Source organism: Bacillus sp. FSL K6-1003, from assembly GCF_037964945.1.
GTDB classification, from domain to species: Bacteria; Bacillota; Bacilli; order Bacillales; family Bacillaceae; genus Bacillus; species Bacillus mojavensis.
On sequence record NZ_CP150176.1, the window covers coordinates 3,465,255 to 3,490,497 of the forward strand.

General features: G+C 41.5%; 21 protein-coding genes. 11 read left to right on the forward strand and 10 right to left on the reverse strand.

What is annotated here, in order from left to right:
- Positions 1–17: 17 nt before the first annotated feature.
- Both NSU16_RS17680 and tagD read right to left on the reverse strand, forming a co-directional pair.
- Positions 18–1,202 (reverse strand): CDP-glycerol glycerophosphotransferase family protein, encoded by a 1,185-nt coding sequence (locus tag NSU16_RS17680; RefSeq protein ID WP_339192719.1) that lies wholly within the window; start codon positions 1,200–1,202, stop codon positions 18–20.
- A gap of 95 nt (positions 1,203–1,297) precedes the next feature.
- Complete coding sequence (gene tagD, locus NSU16_RS17685) at positions 1,298–1,687, reverse strand: glycerol-3-phosphate cytidylyltransferase (RefSeq protein ID WP_168748887.1); 390 nt, start codon at positions 1,685–1,687, stop codon at positions 1,298–1,300.
- Between the two features lie 518 nt (positions 1,688–2,205).
- On the opposite strand from tagD, the gene NSU16_RS17690 reads away from it, so the two are divergent.
- From NSU16_RS17690 to NSU16_RS17715, 6 genes are all read left to right on the forward strand, one after another.
- A complete protein-coding gene (locus NSU16_RS17690) occupies positions 2,206–2,979 on the forward strand; it encodes a WecB/TagA/CpsF family glycosyltransferase (RefSeq protein WP_168748888.1) in 774 nt (257 codons plus the stop codon).
- A gap of 95 nt (positions 2,980–3,074) precedes the next feature.
- Entirely contained in the window at positions 3,075–4,232 is a 1,158-nt protein-coding gene (locus tag NSU16_RS17695) for a CDP-glycerol glycerophosphotransferase family protein (RefSeq protein ID WP_339191648.1), read from the forward strand.
- Between the two features lie 88 nt (positions 4,233–4,320).
- Entirely contained in the window at positions 4,321–5,034 is a 714-nt protein-coding gene (locus NSU16_RS17700) for a 2-C-methyl-D-erythritol 4-phosphate cytidylyltransferase (protein WP_326329941.1), read from the forward strand.
- On the forward strand, positions 5,031–6,056 hold the full coding sequence (locus NSU16_RS17705) for a ribitol-5-phosphate dehydrogenase (protein WP_268447002.1): 1,026 nt from the start codon (positions 5,031–5,033) through the stop codon (positions 6,054–6,056). The genes NSU16_RS17700 and NSU16_RS17705 overlap by 4 nt, the downstream gene beginning before the upstream one ends.
- Positions 6,057–6,059: 3 nt before the next feature.
- Positions 6,060–7,229, forward strand: coding sequence for a CDP-glycerol glycerophosphotransferase family protein (locus tag NSU16_RS17710; RefSeq protein WP_339191649.1), 1,170 nt, complete (start codon positions 6,060–6,062; stop codon positions 7,227–7,229).
- Between the two features lie 18 nt (positions 7,230–7,247).
- Positions 7,248–9,107: a CDP-glycerol glycerophosphotransferase family protein gene (locus NSU16_RS17715; protein ID WP_168748893.1), complete on the forward strand. Its 1,860-nt coding sequence runs from the start codon at positions 7,248–7,250 to the stop codon at positions 9,105–9,107.
- A gap of 42 nt (positions 9,108–9,149) precedes the next feature.
- Here NSU16_RS17715 and NSU16_RS17720 read toward each other — a convergent pair whose 3' ends face one another.
- Positions 9,150–11,792, reverse strand: coding sequence for an N-acetylglucosaminidase (locus NSU16_RS17720; protein ID WP_339191650.1), 2,643 nt, complete (start codon positions 11,790–11,792; stop codon positions 9,150–9,152).
- A gap of 132 nt (positions 11,793–11,924) precedes the next feature.
- Positions 11,925–12,875, reverse strand: a complete 951-nt coding sequence (manA, locus tag NSU16_RS17725; protein WP_326331967.1) for a mannose-6-phosphate isomerase, class I — start codon at positions 12,873–12,875, stop codon at positions 11,925–11,927.
- Between the two features lie 265 nt (positions 12,876–13,140).
- Here manA and NSU16_RS17730 point away from each other — a divergent pair, with 265 nt between their 5' ends.
- The 3 genes from NSU16_RS17730 to NSU16_RS17740 are packed head-to-tail and all read left to right on the forward strand — an operon-like array spanning position 13,141 to position 16,825.
- Positions 13,141–14,592, forward strand: coding sequence for a spore germination protein (locus tag NSU16_RS17730; protein ID WP_168748896.1), 1,452 nt, complete (start codon positions 13,141–13,143; stop codon positions 14,590–14,592).
- Between the two features lie 5 nt (positions 14,593–14,597).
- A complete protein-coding gene (locus tag NSU16_RS17735) occupies positions 14,598–15,704 on the forward strand; it encodes a spore germination protein (protein ID WP_339191651.1) in 1,107 nt (368 codons plus the stop codon).
- Positions 15,701–16,825 (forward strand): Ger(x)C family spore germination protein, encoded by a 1,125-nt coding sequence (locus NSU16_RS17740; protein ID WP_339191652.1) that lies wholly within the window; start codon positions 15,701–15,703, stop codon positions 16,823–16,825. Before NSU16_RS17735 ends, NSU16_RS17740 begins: the two co-directional genes overlap by 4 nt.
- Positions 16,826–16,871: 46 nt before the next feature.
- Here NSU16_RS17740 and NSU16_RS17745 read toward each other — a convergent pair whose 3' ends face one another.
- On the reverse strand, positions 16,872–18,245 hold the full coding sequence (locus tag NSU16_RS17745; RefSeq protein ID WP_339191653.1) for a sugar porter family MFS transporter: 1,374 nt from the start codon (positions 18,243–18,245) through the stop codon (positions 16,872–16,874).
- 329 nt (positions 18,246–18,574) lie between these two features.
- Here NSU16_RS17745 and NSU16_RS17750 point away from each other — a divergent pair, with 329 nt between their 5' ends.
- Both NSU16_RS17750 and NSU16_RS17755 read left to right on the forward strand, forming a co-directional pair.
- Positions 18,575–19,543, forward strand: coding sequence for an LCP family protein (locus NSU16_RS17750; protein ID WP_268448212.1), 969 nt, complete (start codon positions 18,575–18,577; stop codon positions 19,541–19,543).
- A 155-nt stretch (positions 19,544–19,698) separates the two neighbouring features.
- Entirely contained in the window at positions 19,699–20,559 is an 861-nt protein-coding gene (locus tag NSU16_RS17755; protein ID WP_010332112.1) for a Cof-type HAD-IIB family hydrolase, read from the forward strand.
- A 32-nt stretch (positions 20,560–20,591) separates the two neighbouring features.
- On the opposite strand, the gene NSU16_RS17760 is transcribed toward NSU16_RS17755, so the two are convergent.
- The 5 genes from NSU16_RS17760 to pgsB form a co-directional block, all read right to left on the reverse strand.
- Positions 20,592–21,833 carry a C40 family peptidase gene (locus tag NSU16_RS17760; protein WP_326196644.1) on the reverse strand — a complete coding sequence of 414 codons (1,242 nt, stop codon included), beginning with the start codon at positions 21,831–21,833 and terminating at the stop codon, positions 20,592–20,594.
- A gap of 156 nt (positions 21,834–21,989) precedes the next feature.
- A complete protein-coding gene (gene edmS / locus NSU16_RS17765) occupies positions 21,990–22,157 on the reverse strand; it encodes an extrachromosomal elements maintenance protein EdmS (protein WP_010332114.1) in 168 nt (55 codons plus the stop codon).
- A gap of 14 nt (positions 22,158–22,171) precedes the next feature.
- Positions 22,172–23,314: a capsular polyglutamate synthetase PgsA gene (gene pgsA, locus NSU16_RS17770; protein WP_168748903.1), complete on the reverse strand. Its 1,143-nt coding sequence runs from the start codon at positions 23,312–23,314 to the stop codon at positions 22,172–22,174.
- An 18-nt stretch (positions 23,315–23,332) separates the two neighbouring features.
- The gene (gene pgsC / locus NSU16_RS17775; protein ID WP_010332116.1) at positions 23,333–23,782 is read right to left on the reverse strand and encodes a poly-gamma-glutamate biosynthesis protein PgsC; all 450 of its coding nucleotides are present in this window, start codon (positions 23,780–23,782) and stop codon (positions 23,333–23,335) included.
- A gap of 14 nt (positions 23,783–23,796) precedes the next feature.
- On the reverse strand, positions 23,797–24,978 hold the full coding sequence (gene pgsB, locus NSU16_RS17780; protein WP_010332117.1) for a poly-gamma-glutamate synthase PgsB: 1,182 nt from the start codon (positions 24,976–24,978) through the stop codon (positions 23,797–23,799).
- Positions 24,979–25,243 lie beyond the last annotated feature (265 nt).

Consider the following 25,243-nt stretch of genomic DNA (forward strand, 5'->3'; position numbering starts at 1 on the left):
TTAAAAGAATATGTTTTTTATCCGAGTATTTCTTCGACAACTTTTTTAGATGAATTACCTTTTTCCAAGTAACAAAATTGATCGTAAAACGAAGTAATGTTTTCATCCTGTTTATAGTGCTTTGTTTGGTGTATGGCTTCAATTACTTTTTCTGTTGTTTTAAGAAGAGGTCCTGGAGCACATTTTTCAAAATCATAATAAAAACCTCTTAATTTATCTCTATAAAATTCAATATCGGGAACATAAAAAAGGATCGGCCTCTTTAATCCAGCAAAATCAAAAAAAACTGAAGAATAATCCGTTATTAATATATCTGATATTAAATATAATTCTCTAATATCATTATGATCTGAAAAATCGTAAGCAAATTCCTTGTATTTAGTTAAGTTAATATTCTCAGATACAAGATAGTGCATCCTTAAAATAAGAATATATTCATTACTTAATTGATTTTTTAGACTTTCTAAATCTAAAACCATATTAAATTTATATTTACCTTGAGCATAAAATGAGTTATCTCTCCAAGTGGGGGCATACAAAATAATTTTCTTTTCACTATTAATACCTAATCTTTCTTTTATTTTCAGCATTTCTTTTTTTCTATTCTCTTTATGTAAAAAATCATTTCTCGGATAGCCAGATTCAATAAACGTTTTTTTAAACTGAAACGCACTTCTAAAAATATTCGTTGAGTAAGCATTAGGAGAAATCAAATAATCCCATTTGCTAGCTTCCCGCAGGAAATTTTGTTTGTATTTTTCAGTTGTAGTTCCCGGCATATGTACTTCATCCATATCATTAGCAAGCTTTTTTAACGGAGTGCCATGCCACGTTTGCACATACAATGTTTTTTTGGGTTTTGGGATCCATAATGGGAGGCGGCTATTTGTTATCCAATACTTTGCAGTGGCCATGTACCAAAGCCACTTAAAAGAAAACCTTTTAATATATGCTACATTCACACCTTCTAATGCCGACATGTAACGCTTATCAATACTCCATATTAACTTATAGTCATATCTATCTTTATTTTCCTGGAGATATTCGTAGATTGCTCTGGGATTGCAGCTAAACTGTTTGCCAGAATAGCTTTCAAATAAAATTAATTTTTTGTTCCTTGGCAGAAGAGCAAAAAGTTGAAACAGCACCGAATAAACCTTAATTAATAAACTTCTGCATTTATTTAAAATAAACGATCTCATCATAAACTCCTTAAAGAGCAAAAATTTATAATTCACGCACACAAGAAAAAAAGAAGCAACTGAACATTACTTCAAGCCTCTTTTAATTAGTACTTCTATAGACTAGCCATGTCTTTTTTGATTTGAGTAGTTGAAATGCCCTCTGTTCTTGGAAGGTATATGACCTCGCAATATTCCTTTAAGAAGTCAAACTTCCCTTTCCAGTCATCACCGATGACAAACGTGTCAATCCCGTACTTTTTGATATCTGAGATTTTTTGTTCCCAGTTTTTTTCTGGAATGACTTCATTTACAAAATCGATTGTTTCTAAAATGAATTTTCGATGTTCATAAGAGTGATGCGATTTTTTTTGTTTTTGCAAATTAAACTCATCTGTAGACAAGCCTACGATTAAGTAATCACCGAGGTCTCTTGCTCGTTCAAGCAGCTTCATATGTCCGTAGTGAAATAAATCAAATGTTCCGTACGTTATCACTTTCTTCATTAGATAACATCACCCTTCCAACCGTTTTCAACTGAGAGTGCCAGAAAAAAACAAAAAAACTTAACAAACTGTTTATAATTTCGACATAAATTTTACGTACCATTAATAATGAACAATAATAGCATAAGTTCCTATAAAAGTTAAGGCTCTTTAAAAATGTCAATTGCTAATAATTTTTGGGATAAATATATGTTGATGTATAAAATTTACAGGTCCAATGCTTTATCTCATTTCATTATACCAAGTTTTCGTTCATGGAAAAATTGATTCTTTTGTCATGATTTTTAGTGAAACGATTTGCTTTGTGTTACGTCATTTATTTTGTAAACCCTCCTCACATTAATTCATCGTCAAAACGTGAAGGAATTGTAATGTGAATGTTAAAAGTTCCTAAAGATTTTTGTGGTATGATAGGGTAAGATGTTTTCAGGTAAAGTGATGAATTATGGTCTTTACTTAAACTATACGAATGACACATGTTTTTTATAGACATATAGATGAAAAGGAGGGTTGACATAATGCAAACGAAACCCATTAATCAATTAGATTTTGTAGACGGTGAACTGAATTCATTTGTATCCCATTTGGAAACTTCATATTTGGATCAGGCCAAAGGAGCGTTTATTGTTACGGCAAATCCCGAAATTGGATTTGAAGCGATGCAGAATCCGCGGTATGAAACAGTTCTTTCGTCTGCTGATTTTATTTTGCCGGATGGCATTGGTGTTGTTATGGTCTCCAAGTTGATCGGAAAGCCACTTCAATCCAGAATAGCCGGCTATGATTTGTTTACGTCCTTGTTGGATAAGGCTCACCAAAAGAAAAAGCGTGTTTTCTTTTACGGTGCAGCCAAACATGTTATTGAGCAAACAATCGAACGAATCCGCCGTGATTATCCTGGAGTTGAAATTGCGGGCTACTCTGACGGCTATGTCAAGGATCAAAGTGAAGTGGCAGACAAGATTGCTGCTGCAAAGCCGGATATGGTGTTTGTCGCGTTAGGTTACCCTGTTCAGGAGTTCTTTATCCATAAATACCGGCATTTATTCCCTCAAGCTGTAGCAGTAGGGCTCGGGGGCAGCTTTGATGTGTTTAGCGGCAATGTAAAAAGAGCGCCGTCGTTTTTTATCCGTTTTCACCTTGAATGGATGTACAGGCTGATCACCAATCCATCGCGCTGGAGAAGAATGCTGAGCATTCCTAAATATGTTACAGCCGTGCTGAAGCATGAACGAGCTTCAGCCAAGCCGCAATATACAGGGCAGATTAAAGATCAATCACGCCATTTGTAAACGGTCTTTAAAGGAGCTATGTTTTTAATGAAATATAAGAATCATTCGCTGTATCTGCGGACAATCTCTGACAGCAGATTAGAGCTGATGACAGGATGAAACTTCAATCGATGTTTGCGTTTTTTTATTCTTTGGCCATAAAAGTCATTGGCGCTTCACTCTTTTGGATAAAACCGGGGAATCAAATGACACTGCTTGTCTCTTTTCCTGATAATGCCCGTGCCCTGTTAAAGGAATATCAGGAGGGACATTATTCATTTCACATTAATGTGCTGCTTACCCAGCACGCAAAATCACTGGCAGATGAATTCCCGGCACTCCCTGTCTCAGTTATTAATGAAAAACATCCGCTTCATCTATGTAAAGCGGTCTTTTCTATGCTGAGCAGTAAAGCCGTGGTTGTTGATAATTATTTTGTTTTAACAATTGTTTTGGCCAGCCGGCCGGATATTGAGTGCATACAAGTCTGGCATGCGAACGGAGCGTTTAAGCGCTTTGGATTAAAGGATATCAATACTCAGAATCGTTCCCGGTCTGACGTGAGACGATTTCGTAAGGTATATGCTTCATATGACCGGATTGTCGTCGGTTCTGAACACATGGCTGACATATTTAAGGAATTTTTCGATATCACAGAGGATAAATTTCTTAGATTTGGTGTGCCATTAACTGATGCTTACTATGAGGCCGGCAAAAACGGTCATGAACTTAAATGCAAACACCATCTGCCGGCAGAGAAAAAAATCATTCTGTATGCCCCGACTTTCAGGGATCATCAGTTTGAAAGCTTTTCGCTGCCGTTTTCAGAAAAACAGCTGGCATATGATTTAAAAGGAGAATTTTTGCTTGCGGTAAAATTGCATCCTGTTATGAAACAATCTGCAGATTTACCTGTCAATAATGAGTGGATAAAAGATGTATCAGATCTCCCTCTTGCAGACCTATTAAAAATGAGCGATCTGTTAATATCGGATTACTCTTCAGTTCCTTTTGAATTTGCTCTGTTGGACAAACCCATTCTGTTTTATGCGTATGATATGGATGCTTACGACAAAACACGCGGCTTGATTAGAAATTATGCAGAGGTGATACCTGGGGTGCCTTGCAGTAATTCAGAAATGCTCCTAGAACAGATAAAAGATATAAACAATCTTCAATCTAAAGTGGAGCGTTTTTCCCGTGAATGGAATTTGTACTCTAAAGGGAATGCCAGCAAGCAGCTTTTAAGCTATATAAACAAGAAATCATTCTGATCTTTATATATAATAGAGATCGTTATTGCAAATAATATGAAAACCCTTTATAAAACATTATGAGTTGTGGTAAGGAAGGAGTCATTTTATGATTTATGCTGAGATTCTAGCCGGTGGAAAAGGTTCCCGCATGGGAAATGTCAATATGCCAAAACAGTTTTTGCCGTTAAATAAACGCCCTATTATTATTCATACGGTTGAAAAGTTTTTATTAAATGACCGTTTCGATAAGATTTTGATCGTTTCACCTAAAGAGTGGATTAACCATACAAAAGACATTTTAAAAAAATTCATTGGAAACGATGAGCGCCTGGTCGTGGTGGAAGGCGGAAGCGACCGCAATGAATCAATTATGAGCGGCATCCGTTACATTGAAAAAGAATTTGGCATTCAAGAGGATGACGTGATTATTACGCATGATTCTGTGCGCCCGTTTTTGACTCATCGCATTATCGAGGAAAACATTGATGCTGTTCTTCAATATGGCGCTGTCGATACAGTCATATCTGCTATTGACACAATTATCGCTTCAGAAGACCAAGAGTTTATCTCTGATATCCCTGTACGCGATAATATGTATCAGGGACAAACACCGCAAAGCTTCCGCATCAGCAAATTGGTCGAGCTTTATAATCAGCTGTCAGATGATCAAAAAGCCGTACTGACTGACGCTTGTAAGATCTGTTCGTTAGCAGGTGAAAAAGTGAAGCTGGTTCGCGGTGAAGTCTTTAATATTAAAGTAACGACACCATATGACTTAAAAGTGGCAAATGCCATTTTACAGGAGCGAATTTCACAATGATTAATCAAACGTATCGTTTAGTTTCTGCCCGACAGTTTGAAGTGACGTATAAAGATAAAGTTGTCCATTCAGACAAGGTTGTTGTCCGGCCAACACATTTATCCATCTGCGCTGCCGACCAGCGATATTACACTGGTTCCCGCGGCAAAGAGGCTATGGATAAAAAACTGCCGATGGCCCTGATCCATGAAGGAATCGGAAAAGTGATGTTTGATCCGACCGGCACTTTTAAAGTCGGAACACGGGTTGTCATGGTTCCGAATACACCGGTTGAAGAGCATGAAGTGATTGCGGAAAATTATCTGCGATCCAGCAGATTCCGTTCCAGCGGCTATGACGGTTTCATGCAGGATTACATGTTTATGGCCCCGGATCGGCTCGTTGAACTTCCGGACAGCATTGACCCGCATGTAGCTGCTTTTACCGAGCTAATCACCATTGCAGTTCACGCGCTTTCCCGATTTGAACGAATGGCGCATAAGAAGCGTGACACATTCGGTGTCTGGGGGGACGGAAACCTCGGATTTATCATGACGCTTCTTTTGAAGAAGAAGTACCCGGACAGCAAGGTATTTATTTTCGGAAAAACGCCTTATAAACTTGAACACTTCTCTTTTGTTGACGCGGCTTATCAAATTAACGACATTCCTGAGGATGTAAGAATCGATCATGCCTTTGAATGTGTAGGCGGACGCGGCAGTGAAAGTGCGATTGAACAGATCATCACCCATGTCCATCCTGAGGCATGTGTAGCGCTCTTAGGCGTATCTGAATACCCAGTTGAAATCGAAACCAGAATGGTGCTTGAAAAAGGGATTACGCTGATCGGCAGCAGCCGCAGCGGACGCGAGGATTTTGCCCGTACTGTAGACTTTTTAGCTCAATACCCAGAAGTGGTAGATTATTTAGAAACATTAGTCGGCGGACGCTTCCCGGTACGGAGTATTGAGGAAATTACACACGCGTTTGAAGCAGATTTGACTTCATCTTGGGGAAAAACTGTTATTGAATGGGATATTTAAACAGTGAAAACATTCCTTACACGAATTATAAAAGGAGTATTCGGCACTGCTTATAAACTATTGAGCGCTTTATTACCAGTACAGCATAACAAAGTTGTCATAGCTTCCTATCGTGAGGATCATTTAAGTGATAATTTTAAAGCAGTCTATGAAAAGCTGAAGCAAGATCCGTCTCTTCGGATTACCCTGCTTTTTCGTAAGATGGATAAAGGGTTGATCGGACGAGCTTCGTATTTGCTTCATCTTTTCAGCTCTTTATATCATCTTGCCACATGCCGTGTGCTGTTATTGGATGATTATTATTTTCCTTTGTACGTTGTGCCCAAACGAAAGGAAACAGTCGCCATCCAGCTTTGGCATGCTTGCGGTGCGTTTAAAAAGTTTGGCTACAGCATTGTGAACAAGCCGTTTGGGCCTTCTTCCGATTACTTGAAGATCGTTCCTGTGCATTCTAACTATGACTATGCAATTGTCAGCGCACCTGCTGCTGTTCCGCATTTTGCTGAAGCTTTTCAAATGGAGCAAGAGCAGATTTTGCCGCTTGGTATACCTAGAACGGATTATTTTTATGATCTTGAACATATTCGCACTGTTCAAGATGAGTTTGATCGGGCTTATCCTGAACTAAAGCATAAGAAAAAGCTTTTGTATGCTCCTACCTTTCGAGGCAGCGGACATCATCAAGAGGGTTACGCTCCCCCGCTTGATCTGCTACAATTAAAATCAGCGCTAAACCATAAAGATTATGTCGTCATGCTCCATCTTCATCCGTATATGCGCCAGCACGCGCGTCCGGAAGAGGATGATTTTGTGCTGGATTTATCCGATTCGTACTCTTTGTATGATTTGATGGCAATCTCTGATGGACTGATAACCGATTATTCTTCAGTCATTTTCGAATACAGCCTGCTGAAGCGTCCGATGTATTTTTACTGCCCGGATTTAGAAGACTATTTAGAAGAACGTGATTTCTACTATCCATTTGAATCATTTGTGCCTGGGCCGATTTCTAGGGACGCTACATCGCTTGTTCGAGACATCGAGAATGTGCACGAAGCTGATACGAAGCGGATTGAAGCTTTTTCACAGAAGTTTATTACCCATCAAGACGGCAAATCTTCAGAGCGGGTAGCCGATTTTATTTCATCATTTTTAACATCTGGTGCCGATTAGGAGAAAGTGAGGTACAAAGTGAAGCTTGCCAGAAAGATTAAGAACAGACTTTTCAGATCAAGAAAAAACGTGAAAAAAGAAAATACAGCTCTGATTGTTCATCCAACAGATAACAGAGTTTTTTCTCTTTTTGATAAAACGAAGCGTGTCGAAGAAAATCAGCAAGTGCCTGTCAGAAAAATTTCTGAGTTTTCTTGGAATGGGTCAATCCTTAAGATTGCGGGTTATATGTATATTAAGGGTCTGCCTCTGCAAAAAGAGGATCAGGTCCGCAAACGTTTATTATTGGTGAACAACGGTGTTTTATTCACAGCTGTTTCGTTGCGCGATTGTCCTGTAGAACAGTTATCCATCAATACTGCAAATGTGCCTGAAGCCTATAAATGGGCAGGATTTTCACAGCAGATTAACTTTTCTAAATTGATGAATGACAAGCCTCTTCCCCAAGGCGAGTATAAGCTGTTTCTCGAAATCGAGGCAGTCGATGACCAAAATATCAAACACCAGGAAGTGCATACGGTCGGAAATGTCAGCAGTTTCCTCTCTAATGATGTGTATGCGACAAAGATGGAATTTCATTCAGCTAAAAAGCTGATGAAGTTCAATTTGATTGTCAACTATGATGAGAGCGAAAAGACGATTAATTTGTCTTGCAACAAGCTTCAGGAAATTGATCCAAGCCTGTTAGAGCTCGATACCGGGAAAGAAGCAAACCGCTTTTTACGCAAGCTGAATACGAGCTTGTTCCATTTTGCTTATGATGTGTTCCGCCTGCTTCCAATTAAGCCGAACAAGATCGTATTTGCTTCTGACAGCCGTCTTGATTTGACAGGCAACTTTGAATTTGTTTACGAGGAACTGCTGAAGCGGGAAGAAAACTTTGATTTTAAATTTTTCTTAAAGAGCAGCATACGTGACAGAAAAAGCCTGTCTGAACTCATGTCAATGGCTTATCATTTTGCGACTAGCAAAATCATTTTCATTGATGATTTTTATCCAATTATTTATCCGTTAAAAATTCGGAAAAAGGCCGAACTTGTCCAGCTGTGGCATGCTGTCGGCGCATTTAAAACGTTTGGTTACAGCCGAATCGGACTGCCGGGAGGACCGTCGCCGCATTCGAAAAACCACAGAAACTACACGAAGGTTATCGTCAGCTCTGAAAATATACGGAAGCACTATGCAGAGGGCTTTGGCGTGGACATTGAGAACGTGATTGCTACCGGCGTTCCGCGAACTGACTTCTTCTTTGATGAAGCGAAAAAAGCATTTGTGAAGGAACGTCTTTATACGGAATATCCGTTCCTTAAAGATAAGAAGGTTATCCTCTTTGCGCCTACTTTCCGCGGAAATGGGCAGCAATCGGCTCATTATCCTTTTGAGGTGCTTGATTTTGACCGTCTGTATCATGAGTTAAAGGATGAATATATCTTCTTATTTAAAATACATCCATTTGTGCGGAACGACGCCAATATCCCTTATCAGTATAGCGATTTCTTTTATGATTTCTCTTCCTTCAGAGAAATCAACGAGCTATTGCTTGTGACGGATGTATTGATTACGGATTATTCATCAGTATGCTTTGAATATGCTTTATTAAATAAACCGATGATCTTCTTCAGCTACGATGTTGATGATTATATTCGGAAACGTGATTTCTATTACGATTACTTTGACTTTATTCCGGGTCCGCTTGCAAAAACGTCTGATCAAATGATTTCTATTATTAAAGAAGAAAAGTATAACTTCGATCAAATTGATTCATTTGTACATTATTTCTTTGATGATCTGGATGGTAAAGCAAGTGAACGTGTCATTGATCAAATTGTTTTTCCTCAGGAAGAGGAACCCTTAGAGGATAAAGTTCTTAAAAGATAATGATAAAAACACCTTTTGCCGCGGCAAAAGGTGTTTTTTTATTTATAGATACTCCGGAACATCATAATACAGCGTGTATCCATCCAGCAATGAATACAGGCTGTACATGCGGTTTACTTGTTTGTATGCCCAGCCGATGTCTGTTGCGTATTGGTGCGCAGCTGTGGCTGACCATCTCATCTTGTATAGCGTATCTTGATTGTAGGCTGTGTTATGAATGTAGGATGTGCCTATGAATTTGGCGCCCCCGATAATGGCGGCTTCTGGAGTGAACCAGCCTTGCTCGTATGCGTATTTGGCGCCGTAGTAGTTCGGGTTGCTATCGTATGCGCCGATTCCGTACATGTTATAAACGGTTTTTCCGTTATAGGTTAAACCATTGGCCAAATCGGATGTTCCGTTGCCTGTTTCAAGGAGAGCGTGTGAGATTAAATATAGCTCGTTGATGCTGTACTTATTTGCGGCATCGATAAATGCCTTTGCTTTCCCTGTCAGGATGCCTTTGCCCGCAAGCACTTTCTGATTGACTTCGGCAACGCTGAGGCCGGCTGTCTGTGACAGCTTAAGAAATTGGAAGTAGTATTTGCTGTCCATGGAAAAGTTGTTTGGGTCAACGTATTGTCCTACTTCATCACTGCTAGCGTTTCTCCACCCCATATTGATTTTAGCCCAGCCGTTTGTCTGGCCGATGATTCTCACTTTATCACCTTTTTTTAATTGGCCGATGACGTTCGTCGGACTGACTGCCGGTGTTGACCGGATGTTAAGGACATCAGCTGTGACCGTTGAGGTTGCAGTATTGATATATGTGAGTGATACGTAAGCTGCACCGTCGGTTTGCGGGCTGACTTTCATTTGTTTTTGAACCATATCACGAAGCGATAGATTATAATTCGTTTTCATGATTTGCGGACCGTTTTTGATTTTTACAGTGGATGATGTCCATCCATATAATTGCTTAAGCTTCGCTGATGCCGCTAAGGCTGCACTATTGCCTGTGAATTGCTTGTTAAGGCTAATTTTATAAAGCGTGTTGCTTTTGGTTGTGTAGTTCGCGCTTAACTGTTGAGCTTTAAAATAGTTCAGTCCATTGTTCAATGCTGTTTTGCTGCTAAGCTGAGATGTCAGGATTTTGTATTGTGTATATGCTGTCGCGCCTGTTTTCGCGGCCGTGCCAGAGGCGTTATTTTTTTTGAGAAAAGCAAGTACACGATCGATGTCCTCTTTGTTGATGATCGCCTCAGTGGTGATTTGATATTTACTTCCTGTTGTTTGACCCGTTTTTTTGCTTGCGGCTGAAATCTGATTCGATTTAAAAAACGTTATGGCTTCATTGACTTTTGCCGCTTCCAGCAGAGATTCAGTTGTAATTTTAAATGTGTTAGCAATTTGTTTTTTTACTGTTTTTGCTGTAGCACTCAGCTTATTTTTCTTTAAAACGTTCAAACCTTTCGTAACTTTTGCTTGGTCAGTTGTTTCTTCAGAAATGAGCTGATATTGGTTTTCGGATGTTTTTCCAGTCGCTTTTCTCGTTGCCTTTACTTTTTTCTGTGTAAAGAAGGCCGCAGCTTTGTTGGCCTGCTGCTCACCTAAAATCTGTGCGGTTGTAATTTGATAGGCAGATGACGTTGTCGTTTTTTTCACGGCAGATGATGTGTAATGCCATTTTTTCTTTTTGAAGAATGCATTGACCTTTTGAAGCTGCTGCTTCGTCAAATTCTTCATGTTTACAGTATATGATGTGCTTTTGCCAACCTTTTGATAATATCCGGACACCCCAGTGTTTTTCTTGATTTGGCTGACGGCGTCCTTCACTGTATTCAGCCCTTTGAAATAAGCCGATTGGACATTGTATACGTCCGCTGTTGTTTTTTGATTGATTGACTTGTAGCTTCCCGTAATTCCGGTGCTTTGTTTCAGCTGCTGTAACAAAGTCTTTGCATTTGCTTCGCCTGATATAGGGGCTGTTGTAAACGTGTAATAGGCTTGGCCTTTCACTGTTTCTTTTAACGATGCCTTCAGTCCCGATTCTTTTTGGAATGCATTTTTAACTTGCGCAGCCTTGCTGTCTCCGATCATAGCGCCAGATTGAATGCTTGTTACAGAAACTTCATGTGTAACGGGCTGGTACGTGCTTTTTATCCCCGTTTTCTTTGTCAGGCCTTGGATAAGCTCCTTGACCTTCATCTCATCTGCTATTTCTGAGGTAACCACGTTCATGTAAAACTGGGCTGTGCCGGACATCTTCACAGCGCCGGTGACACCTGTTTCCTGCTTAAGCTTGGCCAGCAGAATATTTGCCTGTTTTTCACTTGATATTGCGCCTGACGTGATGGTCATATACGGCTGTTTGCTGCCGACTGGACTGGATGTGCCTGTAATGGCTGTCTGCTTTGTCAGTCCGCTCAGCAAAGTTTTAGCTTCTGCTTCGCTATGTATGCCTGTAGCGGTAATCTGGTAAGTTGCTGTTGTGCCTGAAGCCTGATAGGATGCATCCCAACCTGTGTCTTTTTCGAGTTTGGCGGCAGCCTGAGAGGCTTGGGTTTCTGTACTGAATGTTTTTGCCGGCTCCACCTTATAAATCGAGTAGTCCGTATACGCTGCAGCCTGTGCTGAGCCGGTTATGGTAAAAAAGGCAAGGGACGCGGCTGACAGAAGCATCGGTGCAATTAATCTCTTTTTCATTCCTTCTCCTCTTTCTTATTCAATGAGTATATAAAACTAGTTTATTTATCGGCACACGTATGCTCTATTTATAGGTCAATCCATTCCATTTTTGAAAAATAAAAAAAACTTAATCTCAAAGTGAGATTAAGTTTACATGTGTGACACAATCAGTGTGCATGTGCCTTTAATTGTGAAGTCGGACATATTGTAAGGCAAAATAAAATGATCGCCCTTTTGAAACGGGCATGTTTCTTTTCCATAGGTAAGCGAACCGCTTCCTTCTATTACACTGCATATCAAGAAGCTCTCATCCTGCGAAAGCTCAGCCTCTCCATCAATATCCCATTTATAGACGGAAAAGTATTCCCCTTGGACAAACGTTTTAATTGTTATTCCTTTTCTTGTTTCGGTTGATTCGTCTATATATCCGTCCACATGGGGAACGGTCGCCGCGTTAATGGCTTTTGCAAAATGAAGCTCCCTTGGCTTGCCGCTTGTTTCGAGACGGTCATAGTCGTAGACCCGATATGTGGCATCTGAATTTTGCTGGGTCTCTAACACAAGTGTCCCTTTACATAAAGCGTGTATCGTACCGCTCGGCACATAATAGAAATCACCTGGCTTAATCTTGATTCTTCGCAGCAGCCCTTCCCAGTCGCCGCTGTTAATCATTGTGACAAGCTCAGTTTTTGAGCGGGCCGTATGTCCGTAAATAATTTCTGCGTTTTCTTTGCAGTCAATAATATACCAGCACTCCGTCTTGCCGAGCTCCCCCTGTTCATTCTCTCCAGCATAATAATCATCGGGATGGACTTTGATCGACATATCTTCTTTTACGTCCAGCAGCTTCGTCAGTAACGGGAACCGGTCTCCCTCCACGCCTCCGAACAATTCCCGGTGCTCATCCCAAAGCTCGGTCAATGTCTTTCCTTTATACGGGCCATTCGCAATAGTGCTCGGTCCTTTTGGATGAGCGGAAATGGCCCAGCACTCCCCTGTTGTTTCTGATGGAATGTCATACCCGAAGGCATCACGTAAAGCGGTGCCGCCCCAGATCTTTTCTTTAAACACTGGCTTGAAAAAAATCGGTGATTGCGTCATGATCCGTACCCCTCCCCTTTAAATGGCTGATCATTATTTTCCCGATGCGTGCCCCTTACAAACGCCCGTATGTCTGTCTGCTTTTCAATGACAACATATGTACAAAGCATGATGTATCCATGACCCCTTTTGAGAAAACGCTTCCTTTTTATTATATCACTTTGAAAAGAAGGTTTGTTTCAGCCTTTTCCTTATGAAGAATAATTCTCCTTTTTTGATACAAATTAAGAAGAACCGTCAATATGTTTTATAAAGGGGAGACACTATGCAAATCGACTCTGATCTCCAGCGTAATGTAGAAACATTGAAAAAAAAATTGGGGCAAAACGACGATATTATGTTTTATACGTTTTCTTTCGGAGACAGCAGACAGAAGGCTTGCCTGCTGTATATTGACGGTTTGACAGAAAATAAGCTTCTGGCGCAATACGTCATTTCTCCCTTACAAAAAGAATCGTTAGCTCAAAAAGATGGCTTAATTGAGGATTTATCCGCTTTCTTCTTCGGCTATCATCACAGCGTTGTTTCTACAATAAAAGAAATACAGCAGCTCATTTTTTCCGGACATACCATTTTGCTGGCTGATGGTTACAGTGCGGGGCTGGCATTTGACACAAAAACATTAAAGTCGCGCAACCTTGAAGAGCCTTCCTCTGAAATCGTGGAGCGCGGGCCGAAAATAGGCTTTATTGAAAAACTGCGGACAAACACGGCGCTTTTGCGAGAGCGGACGAGTGACCCTAATCTCGTTATAAAAGAAATGACAATAGGCAAAAGGACGAAAAAAAAGATAGCTGTCGCTTATATTCAGGATATTGCCCCTGATTATGTCGTAAAAGAAGTGTTTAAACGGCTGAAATCCATCACGACAGATGATTTGCCGGAATCAGGCACACTTGAACAGCTCATTGAAGATGAACCCTTTTCAATCTTTCCTACGATTTTAAGCACAGAACGCCCTGATCGTGTAGAAAGCTCATTGTTAGAAGGACGGGTCTCTATATTAGTGGACGGTACACCATTTGCATTGATTGTACCGGCAACGGTGGATGAATTTATTCATTCACCGGATGATTACAGCCAGCGCTGGATTCCAATGTCTCTTATTCGTTTGCTTCGTTATTCAAACATCCTGATTACCATTTATTTGCCTGGCTTATATATTTCTCTCGTTTCCTTCCACACCGGCCTTTTGCCGACGAGAATGGCTATTTCGATTGCAGGCAGCAGGCTGAATGTACCCTTTCCGCCTTTTGTCGAAGCTTTTATTATGATATTTACGATAGAACTGATCAGGGAAGCCGGTTTAAGACTGCCAAAACCGATCGGACAGACGATTGGGCTTATTGGAGGCGTTGTCATTGGACAGGCAGCCGTACAGGCGCAAATCGTCAGCGCACTGATGGTCATAGTTGTATCAATTACCGCATTGGCATCCTTTACTGTGCCTTCATACGCCTATAACTTTCCGCTGCGGATTATTCGCATTGCGGGTATGATAAGTGCCGCGATGCTTGGCATGTATGGCGTCATCATGGTCTTTCTGTTTGTGATCGGCCACTTGATGCGGCTGAAAAGCTTTGGCCAAGATTACATTATTCCCATAATGGCACAGCCCGGACAAGATTTAAAGGACACTGTGATTCGCGTCCCTACCCTATTTTTAAAAAGAAGGCCGACCCGCAAAGACACAAAAGATAAAATCAGACAAAGGTGATGGCTATGATGCAATCAGAGGACAAGCTTACATTTATGCAGACGCTTATTATGGTAAGCAGTACAATGATCGGTGCCGGCGTCTTAACCCTTCCCCGCTCAGCAGCTGAAACCGAGAGTCCTAGCGGCTGGATTATGATCCTGCTGCAGGGCGTTATTTTTATTATTTTTGCTCTGCTTTTTTTGCCTTTTCTTCAACGAAACAGCGAAAAAACAATTTTTGAGCTCAACAGTATTGCTGCCGGAAAATTTATCGGTTTCTTTTTGAATGTATTTATTACCCTTTATTTTATCGGTATCGTATGCTTTCAAGCCCGGGTCTTGGGAGAGGTTGTCGCATTCTTTCTATTAAAAAACACGCCGATGGCGGTTGTCGTCATTATATTTCTGGCGGTTGCCATCTATCATGTGGCCGGAGGTGTTTACCCCATTGCGAAGGTATATGCGTATATCTTTCCTATCACTATTATTATTTTTCTGATGCTTCTGATGTTTAGCTTTCGTTTGTTTCAATTAGATTTTATCCGACCTGTTTTTGAAGGCGGTTATCAAAGCTTTTTCTCTTTATTTCCTAAAACCCTTTTATATTTTTCAGGATTTGAAGTCATTTTTTATCTCATCCCCTTTATGAAAGATCCGAAGAAGGTAAAAAAAGCTGTCGCTTTGGGCATTGCAACCTCGACTGTTTTCTACAGCATTACTTTGTTTATTGTCATTGGCTGTATGAGTGTGGCTGAGGCTAAAACAGTGACGTGGCCGACCATTTCACTCATCCATGCATTAGAAATCCCAGGGATTTTTATTGAACGATTTGACCTGTTTTTACAGTTGACTTGGACAGCGCAGCAATTCGCCTGTATGCTCGGTTCCTTTAAAGGCGCGCATATCGGATTAACAGATGTTTTTCATCTGAAGAATAAAAACAATCCATGGCTGCTTGCTGCATTGCTGGCTGTTACATTTTTCTTCACAATGTTTCCTGACGATCTGAATGCCGTGTTTTATTACGGTTCACTTCTCGGATATGCATTTTTAGGTGTTATTTTCATACCCTTTCTCATTTGGTTTTTGAGCTGGGTACAGAAGAAGCTGGGGAGGGGTCAGCTGCAATGAAGACAACGATGAAGCTTGCAGCAATGGTTCTGATGCTGCAGCTACTCTGCGGATGCTGGGATGTCAAAAATATTGAAAAACTGTCTTTCGCCAGGGGACTTGCTATCGATGAAACTGATGACCATCAGTATAAATTAACCTATCAAAACCTTCTTCCCCAAAGTGAAGACAGCCAATCATCAGGAAAACCGGAATTTGTCAATGTGACATCCCACGGGAAAACCATTCTCGAAGCGGTCAGTGATGTTTCCATCAAGGACCCTCCTATCTATAGTGACCATTTAAAAGTGATTCTTTTGGGAGAAAAGCTACTGAAAAATCAAAATATAGATCAAGTGTTCAACCATTTTATCCGGGACGACGAGCTGAGGCGAAGCAGCTATTTGATGGCAGCTAGAGGGAAAGCGGGAGAAATTTTCACGAAAGGAAGTCCAAAGCAGCAGCTGACGATGCCTTCCGAAAAGCTGATTGATCTGACAAATAACAGCGGATATAACGGGAAAATTATGATGCCGCTTCGGATCGGGAGAGCCTCTATCTATTGCCAAAATGGACACAGTTTTCTCATTCAAGCCGTAAAAAACCAAAAGGGAAAAGCAAAGTATGACGGGGCTGGCATTATTAAAAGCGGCAGCAATACACTCGTCGGATTTCTTTCAGCGGATGAAACACAAACACTGACATGGGTCATGGGGACAATCCAAGGCGGCGTCATGCCGGCGGAAGAAAAAGGACGTCCGATTACATTTGAGATTAAGAAGTCCAAATCAAAAATCAAACCTGCCATTCAGAATGGAAAGCCTGTCTTCCATATTTCTGTCAAAACAACAGGCATTCTGACAGAAGATCAAAATCCAAAGGAAAACTCTTTTAGCGAGAGCTATTTGCGCAAACTGGAAAACATTTTTGAGCAAAAGCTGAAGCACGATATCAAGCAGATTATGGATCAGCTGCAGCATACGTATAAAGCAGACCCTATCTTTTTATCTGACTACATTCGGATACAATACCCGGATTACTGGAATAAAGTAAAAGGGCATTGGGATGAAACGTTCACTGAGGCGGAGTTCACATACGATATTTCTTTCAAAATCATTAATTTTGGAACAGTTGGGAGGTAAGCAGCAAAAAGGGTGCGCCTATTGGCAGCACCCTTTTGAATATGATTTACGTTTCCACTGTCTGCTGTTTACCTGTCGATCCTCCCTGTCCGTTTTTGTCCCTTAAATCCTGCTCAATTTCTTCAAGGCTTTTTCCCTTCGTCTCTGTCACTTTAAACCGGACAAATAAGAACGCCATGATACCGATCGCGGCATAAATCAGGAATAAATAACTAATGCCGATCGCTTCCATTAATATTGGATAGGTGAGTGAAACAATCAGTGTCCCAACGTGCAGCATCAAAGTCGATACACCGGTACCGATTCCTCTGACATGGAGCGGGAACAATTCGGGAAGCATCACCCAGACAACCGGGCCCCAGCTGACGGCAAATACAACGATAAACACGCCTAAGCAAATGACTGTCGTCCATGATGCGGCCGGGGTGTTATCGAAAAAGAGATTCACCATAGCCAGGATGATCAAGCTGATCACCATGCCGGCATTCCCGAATAACAGCAGCGGTTTTCTGCCGACTTTATCAATGATTTTAATGGCGAGAAGAGTCATCAGAACATTCACTGTTCCGATTCCAACCGTTCCTAAAATAGAGGCGGAGTTTCCAAATCCAACGTTTGTAAAGGTCTTCGGCGCATAATAAATGATTGTGTTCGTACCGATAAATTGCTGCAGAAACGCCAGTCCCAATCCGGCAATCAGCGCCGGGCGCACCCACGGATCGAACAGCTCCTTCAGACCGCCTTCGTCCTCTTTTTCCGCTTCTTGAATATCATGAATTTCCTGATCAATATCCTTTGTGCCACGTAATTTTTCGAGAACCTTTTTCGCTTTATTCTCTTCGCCATTCGTAAACAGCCAGCGCGGGCTCTCCGGCATAAACAAAATACCAATCAGCAATAGCAATGATGGCACGGCAGCAAGTCCAAGCATCCAGCGCCACGCTTCCGCATCGGCAAATATGTAATTGACAATATAGGAAAGCAGGATGCCGACCGTAATCATCAGCTGGTTGAGGGACGATAACGCACCCCGTTTCTCTTTTGGCGCAAGTTCAGACAAATACAGCGGCACGATCGTTGTCGATGTTCCGACTGCCAGTCCCAGAAGGATTCTAAACAGCACCATCACTCCTGTATTTGGTGCAAGCGCAACACCCAAGCCGCCTATACAGAACAGCAGCGCGGCAGCCATAATCGCTTTTCTTCTGCCAAAGCGGTCCGTCAGCCTGCCAGCCGCTCCGGAACCGAGTATCGCTCCGATTAATAAGGAGCTGACAACAAGTCCCTCTGTAAAGGCGTTGAGGCCTAAATCCTTTTTCATAAATAGAATGGCTCCCGAAATGACGCCGGTATCATAGCCGTATAAAGCGCCACCAAGAGCGCCGAAAAAATAAAGCCATATATTTGACTGCTTCTTCATAGAATGACTCCCTTTCTCCTATCAGTGATCCAATGGTACTGTCCACGGAGTTTTTTAGAAATCTATTAGCCTATTTTTCTGACAAGTAAACCTATGCAGACGTACAAACATCACATATCCATTAATTTACTGGCGTTTTTTTCAACTTTACCGAAACATTTTTTTCCCCAGCGGCGTCCAATATAAGGTGATTCAGCACATTATCATTCATCTTAAAAAACAAAAACATATAAATATAGGAATTTTTATCGAATATTGTCTTATCAGGAGTTGCCGTATGGCAAAATGAATGGTACGCTTCAACTATTAATGAAACGTGAGGTATTGATATGGAAGAACGATCACAGCGCAAGAAGAAAAAGAGACGTCTGAGAAAATGGGTGAAATTATTAGCCGGTGTAATGGCTTTTCTTATTATTGCCGCAGGCTCTGTCGGCACATACGCCTATGTAAAACTGAACAATGCTTCTAAAGAGGCTCACGTCAGTCTTGCCCGCGGAGAACAATCGGTAAAACGGATTAAAGAATTTGATCCCGGAAAGGATTCCTTCTCTGTACTGCTCTTAGGAATTGATGCCAGGGAGGAAAACGGCGAAAGTGTCGATCAGGCAAGAAGTGACGCGAATGTGCTGGTTACCTTTAACCGCAAAGAAAAAACAGCCAAAATGCTGAGCATTCCGCGCGACGCCTATGTGAATATTCCAGGCCACGGCTATGATAAGTTTACGCATGCTCACGCCTATGGCGGCGTAGATCTAAGTGTGAAAACAGTAGAAGAAATGCTTGATATTCCCGTTGATTATGTAGTCGAAAGCAACTTCACAGCATTTGAAGACGTGGTAAATGAGCTGAATGGCGTCACCGTTAATGTGAAAAGCGATAAAGTCATCCAGCAAATCAAAAAGGATACAAAAGGAAAAGTAGTCCTTCAAAAAGGCACACACACGCTTGATGGGGAAGAAGCGCTGGCTTACGTAAGAACACGTAAAGCCGACAGTGATCTTTTACGCGGACAAAGACAAATGGAAGTGCTGAAAGCCATTATCGATAAATCAAAATCACTTAGCTCCATTCCGGCTTATGATGATATTGTGGATACAATGGGAGAAAATTTAAAAATGAATCTTTCTCTTAAAGATGCCATCGGCTTATTCCCGTTTATCACTTCATTGAAGTCGGTTGAGTCCATCCAGCTGACAGGCTATGACTATAAGCCTGGCGGTGTCTACTATTTCAGATTGAATCAGGAAAATCTGCAGGAAGTGAAAGAAGAGCTGCAAAACGATTTAGGTGTATAATGAACGGGATGGCGATGAGCCATCCCGTTTTACATATTTCATTGTTGAAAAATAGGATCGTAAGGTTTAGCCTTGACCTATACGATTTATGTTTCGTATGAAAGCTGAACATACTACACGAAGCAGTTTCATTTTTAAGGAGGTTTCCCCTACATATGAAATTAATAGCAATTGATTTAGACGGTACATTGCTGAATAAAGAAAGCATTATTTCTGAGGAAAACAGAGCGGCTATCAAGCGGGCGCTTGATGCAGGCATCCTCGTTACCATTTGCACAGGGAGAGCAACGTTTGATGTTAAAGCGCTGCTGGAAGACTTGGATATCCCTATCATCGCGGCAAATGGCGGAACGGTTCATGACAAAGGCTACCGCCTGATCAGCCGGACATTAATGGATCAAGAGGCCGGCAAAGCGATCGCTGATTACCTGCTCTCAAAAAATATTTACTTTGAAGTATATACTGACGACCATCTGCTTTCTCCTTTTGACGGCGAATCTAAGCTTCAAGCAGAGCTTGATATTTTAAAGAGCGCAAACCCAAATGAAAACACGGATGAATTGTGGCAAGGGGCCATGACTCAGTTCAAGCAGTTTGGCATCAAACCAATCCCGCATATCGAATCAATTTTTGACGGCAGCGAAAACATTTACAAGCTCCTTTGCTTCTCTTTTGATATGGAAAAACTGAGACATGCGAAGGAAGAACTGAAGCATCATAAAAAACTGGCGCAAACCTCTTCCGGAAAGCACATTATCGAAATTCTCCCAGCCTCTTCCGGCAAAGGGCGCGCGTTGACTGAGCTTGCCGGCAAATACGGAATTGAGACGCAAGATATCTATGCGATTGGTGACAGCCCGAATGATTTATCCATGTTTGAAGTGGCAGGACACCGAATTGCCATGGAAAATGCGATTGATGAACTGAAAGAAAAAAGCACTTACGTGACGAAAAGCAATGATGAAAATGGCGTGGCCTACTTTATAGATCAGCTTCTTTCCGGCCAATATGCATAAAAAAAAGACTCCAGAGAAACTGGAGCCTTTTTTTATTGCACCCGAATACCTCCCGCGTATTTATCTTTCCAATACGTGCTCGTATTCATATTCGTAATGGTTACACCATTTGTTAAAGTGACATGAACGACTTGCCCATTTCCGATATAGATGGCCGGGTTTAAGCTTGTTGATTGGAAAAAGACAATGTCGCCAGGTTTCAGATCAGCCTTATCAACCTTTGTTCCCGCTTTATATTGGCCAGTCGCGTATCGGGGCAGTGAAATGCCCGCCGCTTTCTGGTAAACATATTGAACAAAGCCAGAAGTATCAAAACCTGTTTCCGGAGAAACCCCGCCCTTTTTGTAAGGAACTTCCCCGATATAAAGCGTCGCCTTCGACACAATCGGATTTTCTTTCGGAATCGTCAGGTTGTTAAAGCGGCGAATGCCTGTCATCTTAGATTTCCAATAATCCTCTGATAAGTAGGAAATGGTTACTTTTTCTGACCTGCTCGCCTGAATAAATCTTCCTCCGCCAGCATAAATCCCGGCATGTGAGATTCCTTTTTTGTACGTGTTGCTGAAATAGACGACATCGCCGGGCTTTATGTTCTGTGGCGCCACCTTCTCGCCCACTGCCCACTGCTGCTCTGCTGATCTCGGCAGATATATGCCAAGCGCCTGTTTAAAGACATATTGCACAAGCCCTGAGCAATCAAAGCCCTCTGACGGTGTGCTTCCGCCAAAGACGTACGGAATGCCGAGGTATTTTTCGGCCTCCTGCACAACAGAGACATCAGCAGTTGCCGGATCGGCGGCAATTCGTTTCGCCCCAATGTAAGAGCCGCTCCAATAGCTGCTTTTTTCGTAATTTGTGACAATAACACCTTTTGATAGCGTGCTGTGAATCATTTGCCCGTCTCCAATGTAAAGAGCGGCGTGTGTCGGTGCAGTCCCGCTGCTTCCCGCTTTTTTGAAAAATAAAATATCACCTGGCTTTAGATCTGCCGGTTTTACTGCTGTCCCGACTTTTGACTGGTCGTTCACCGATCTCGGCAGATGAATATCAGCCTGACCGAAAACATATTGAATCAATCCAGACGAATCGAAGCCTTCTTTCGGTGTTTCACCGCCGTATTTATACTTATACCCAAGCCATTTCTTTGCTTCACTGATGACCAGATCAAATTTTGTATCAGCCTCCGCAATATCCGCTTTTGTCATAATAGGAACCAAAAAACAAATCATAACGGCCACAAGCAAAAACTTCTTCCAGTTTGCCAGTGTGTTCACTTTTACTATCTCCTCCTCTATTTGCAGTTTTAACATCGGTATTTTTCTAGATATGTTAAGAGACTTTTTCATATTTTCACAGAATGAATATGCTGGCTTTTGAAATGGCAAATAAAAAAAGAGAATGTCTCGAAAGACATTCTCTTTTTTTATTTGTTATTTAGCGGCGTTTGCCGTTTCTTCCTGCTGTTGAATTTTATGAATTTCCGTATCGATCTTCTGCTTTTCCTGATCAGTCAGCTGATCGTTGAATTTGAAAGCTGACATAAACATAAACACGACTGCAACTGCAACAAACGGCCAGATGGCTTTGACAAATTTCATCTTATATCACTCCATTATTTAGAATTTAGTTTGTCACTGTGATCGACATCAAAAGTCAGTTTTCCGTCTTCTACTTCCCATGCAAAATTAGAGTCTTTCGTCAGTTCGCGAATAATTGTTTTCTGTTTCAGACTGCCTTTTTTAACAGGGGCTGGTGTCGCTTCATGGATATCAATCGGCGTTACCTCAAAGTGTCCCGTTCCATTTTTCTTTAAATGATACTGCACCAGCGCACTGTCTCTAGTTCTTGTCCAGCCTTGGTCAAACACAAAGTTCCCCAGACTGTAGAAAATGACGGTGCCGTTATAGACTTCGATCGGTTCAAGGACGTGCGGGTGATGGCCGACGATGATATCAGCACCTGCATCAGACATAGCTCTAGCCAATTGGCGCTGGCGGTCATTCGGATCATTATCATACTCTTGACCCCAGTGTGACTGTACAACTACGACATCCGCATGTTTTTTCGCTTCTGAAATCATTGGGATAAAGATTTCCGGATCTGCGGGAAGTACGCCCGGTGTATTCTTCTTAGCCGCAAAACCTTTGCCGGATACATCCGTGAATCCAAGGGTTGCGATTGTTACCCCATTTACTTCTTGGTATGAGATATTCTTTTTCGCATCGCTCAAGCTGTATCCAGCCCCAACGATATCGAGGTTATGTTTTGAAAATTCTTCAAGTGTATCTTTCATACCCTGTGCGCCGTAATCCATGGCGTGGTTATTCGCGCTGTTAAGGACCGTGAAGTTCATATCCTTCAGGACTTTTACTGATTCCTTGTTTGTCTGCAGATGAATTTCTTTTTCTGCTTGCTTATAGTTCTTTTTATAGGTTACCGGGTTCTCAAAGTTTCCGGCTACGTAGTCTGATGCTTTAAAGATAGGCTCAACGTATTGAAAAATACTGCTTACCCCTTTTTGTTCCGTTACTCTTTCAACATAGCGCCCCATCATAATATCGCCTACAAATGAGGCTGAAAGAACGTCATCTGAATAGGTTTTAACCTTTGGCGTCTCTGCTTTGCCTGCCCACATAAAAGCAAACATGAGGACAAAAACGATCGGAATCGCGATAAATACGTGCTTATTGGTTTTCTTTTTCTGCTGTTTTGTCAGCTTCAATAGCTTTTCATGAAAGCTCAGTTCTTTTTTCATCGTTTGACACACCTTACATTAAATTAAGTAGTAAACAAACATGATAGCAAAGGTCGCTCCGCTCAATAGCAGCGTGCTTCCGAACGTAATCGTTAATCCTTGTTTTTGAATGGTATTGGCAATTAAACCCGGTACGATAATGCCGATTCCTCGAAATTCTGCGATTTCAAATGGCACAATCGGGTATAGAAAATCAAAGGCAATTTTCAGGACGATCCCTGTAATCAGCATGGCAGCGAATTTTCTGCGTCCATACAAAATCATAAACTTGGATAAACCGAATTTCACAATGACATAGGTGAGCAAGCTGACTAACAATACGAGTAAGATGAAGACCGGCTGATTAAACACAAGTCCTAAATATCCCGGTACAACAAGCCCTGCCGGCACAATCCCTGTTTTTTCCGCAAAAATTAAACTGAGTAGTACACCTAAAATTAGTGCAATGTATAAATCTGATCCGAACATGTCTGCATTTCCTCCTAGCTTACGAGCTGCTTAACCTTGTATTCGTGGATTTTTTCAATTAATGGCTCTGCGGCACCATGAATGTTGCCGACGCCATATATGACACGGTTGTGCATTCTTTTCTTTAACAATTCCATGATTTCTTCCGTTGATTTGTACTCTAGATCATGCAGTTTGTCTGCAGGAATTTTACCTTCTTCATATGCTTTTACAATTGGTTCTGTTGTTTCACCGATTAAGATCAGTTCACTTGCTTCAATATAAGGCAATACGTCATTTGCGAATTGCTGTGTCCGATCCACCCGGTCTGCGCGGCAGTTCATAATGATGATCGGATCATCGGTCGGGTAACCGATTTCTTTTACACGTTTCCATATATTCAAAGTAGAAGAAGCGTCGTTTGCGGCAAACCCATTAACAAAGTGCCCAGGCTCACTCGGACTGATCAGCGGAAGAATTCTCATTGCTCCCGGATCTGGCGGCGCATTCAGCATTCCTTTAAACGCTGTTTCTTCATCAATGCCGAGTGCTTGAGCCACACCCAGTGCGAGAGAAGCGTTATCAGGGAATACCATATATTCAAATTTACGAAGATATTCATCAGTAATTTTCGAGTTATCAGCAATGATGACTTTTGTGTTACGCTCTTTGGCTTTTTGTTTAAAGAACTCGGTATATTCACTATCTGTAATGACAAGATGGCCATTATAAGGAATAGTAGCCGTAAACGCTTCTGCAATTTCATCAAGCGTCGGCCCCATAACATCCATATGATCTTCCAGCACGTTTACGATGACGCCGATATTGGCTTGAAGAAGTTCTTCCTGAAAGATAATTTGATAATCCGGATTAACGGCCATACATTCACTGACGAGGGCGTTGGCTCCTCTATCTACCGTTTCTCTCATGACTTCTTTTTGTTCGCCGATATTGGGTCCTTGAGGTTTCCGTTTAATTGGCTTTTCCTCCGGTGTATCCCAATAGATCATTCTTGCGTCCGTTCCTGTCGTTTTTCCGACAGTTTTGTAACCGGCTTCTATTAATATTCCGGTTGTCAGCCTTGTCACAGTGGACTTTCCTCGGATGCCGTTAATATTCACTCGAACAGGGAGGGCATCAATGTTTTTCTGATGTCGCCGTTTTTCTAATATTCCGATGACCAGTATGACAGCACAGGCTATAATGAGTAACCACATTGCTTATCGACATCTCCTTCTATATTGTTGTAAATTCATTCATCAGTATATAGAATCACTATGAATTCTCAATCGGCATTATGTAACATAATCTCCCCTAATCTACTGAGCCAAACTTCTCTTTTGAAAGAGATTTTATACCCACAAGCCGTTTTCTTTTTTTGGAAATTGACAGGACTTACATCTTATCGATTTTTTTAACACCAAAAAGGAATGCGCTTTCATTTACCAAATGATTTCCTTCTAGACGTTTAGTCACACCTTG

What these genes read in the sequence shown, in the direction of transcription:
- NSU16_RS17680 (WP_339192719.1), bottom strand. Translation starts at nt 1,202, where the DNA reads ATGAGATCGTTTATTTTAAATAAATGCAGAAGTTTATTAATTAAGGTT.
- tagD (WP_168748887.1), bottom strand. Translation starts at nt 1,687, where the DNA reads ATGAAGAAAGTGATAACGTACGGAACATTTGATTTATTTCACTACGGA.
- NSU16_RS17690 (WP_168748888.1), top strand. Translation starts at nt 2,206, where the DNA reads ATGCAAACGAAACCCATTAATCAATTAGATTTTGTAGACGGTGAACTG.
- NSU16_RS17695 (WP_339191648.1), top strand. Translation starts at nt 3,075, where the DNA reads ATGAAACTTCAATCGATGTTTGCGTTTTTTTATTCTTTGGCCATAAAA.
- NSU16_RS17700 (WP_326329941.1), top strand. Translation starts at nt 4,321, where the DNA reads ATGATTTATGCTGAGATTCTAGCCGGTGGAAAAGGTTCCCGCATGGGA.
- NSU16_RS17705 (WP_268447002.1), top strand. Translation starts at nt 5,031, where the DNA reads ATGATTAATCAAACGTATCGTTTAGTTTCTGCCCGACAGTTTGAAGTG.
- NSU16_RS17720 (WP_339191650.1), bottom strand. Translation starts at nt 11,792, where the DNA reads ATGAAAAAGAGATTAATTGCACCGATGCTTCTGTCAGCCGCGTCCCTT.
- manA (WP_326331967.1), bottom strand. Translation starts at nt 12,875, where the DNA reads ATGACGCAATCACCGATTTTTTTCAAGCCAGTGTTTAAAGAAAAGATC.
- NSU16_RS17730 (WP_168748896.1), top strand. Translation starts at nt 13,141, where the DNA reads ATGCAAATCGACTCTGATCTCCAGCGTAATGTAGAAACATTGAAAAAA.
- NSU16_RS17735 (WP_339191651.1), top strand. Translation starts at nt 14,598, where the DNA reads ATGATGCAATCAGAGGACAAGCTTACATTTATGCAGACGCTTATTATG.
- NSU16_RS17740 (WP_339191652.1), top strand. Translation starts at nt 15,701, where the DNA reads ATGAAGACAACGATGAAGCTTGCAGCAATGGTTCTGATGCTGCAGCTA.
- NSU16_RS17745 (WP_339191653.1), bottom strand. Translation starts at nt 18,245, where the DNA reads ATGAAGAAGCAGTCAAATATATGGCTTTATTTTTTCGGCGCTCTTGGT.
- NSU16_RS17750 (WP_268448212.1), top strand. Translation starts at nt 18,575, where the DNA reads ATGGAAGAACGATCACAGCGCAAGAAGAAAAAGAGACGTCTGAGAAAA.
- NSU16_RS17755 (WP_010332112.1), top strand. Translation starts at nt 19,699, where the DNA reads ATGAAATTAATAGCAATTGATTTAGACGGTACATTGCTGAATAAAGAA.
- edmS (WP_010332114.1), bottom strand. Translation starts at nt 22,157, where the DNA reads ATGAAATTTGTCAAAGCCATCTGGCCGTTTGTTGCAGTTGCAGTCGTG.
- pgsA (WP_168748903.1), bottom strand. Translation starts at nt 23,314, where the DNA reads ATGAAAAAAGAACTGAGCTTTCATGAAAAGCTATTGAAGCTGACAAAA.
- pgsC (WP_010332116.1), bottom strand. Translation starts at nt 23,782, where the DNA reads ATGTTCGGATCAGATTTATACATTGCACTAATTTTAGGTGTACTACTC.
- pgsB (WP_010332117.1), bottom strand. Translation starts at nt 24,978, where the DNA reads ATGTGGTTACTCATTATAGCCTGTGCTGTCATACTGGTCATCGGAATA.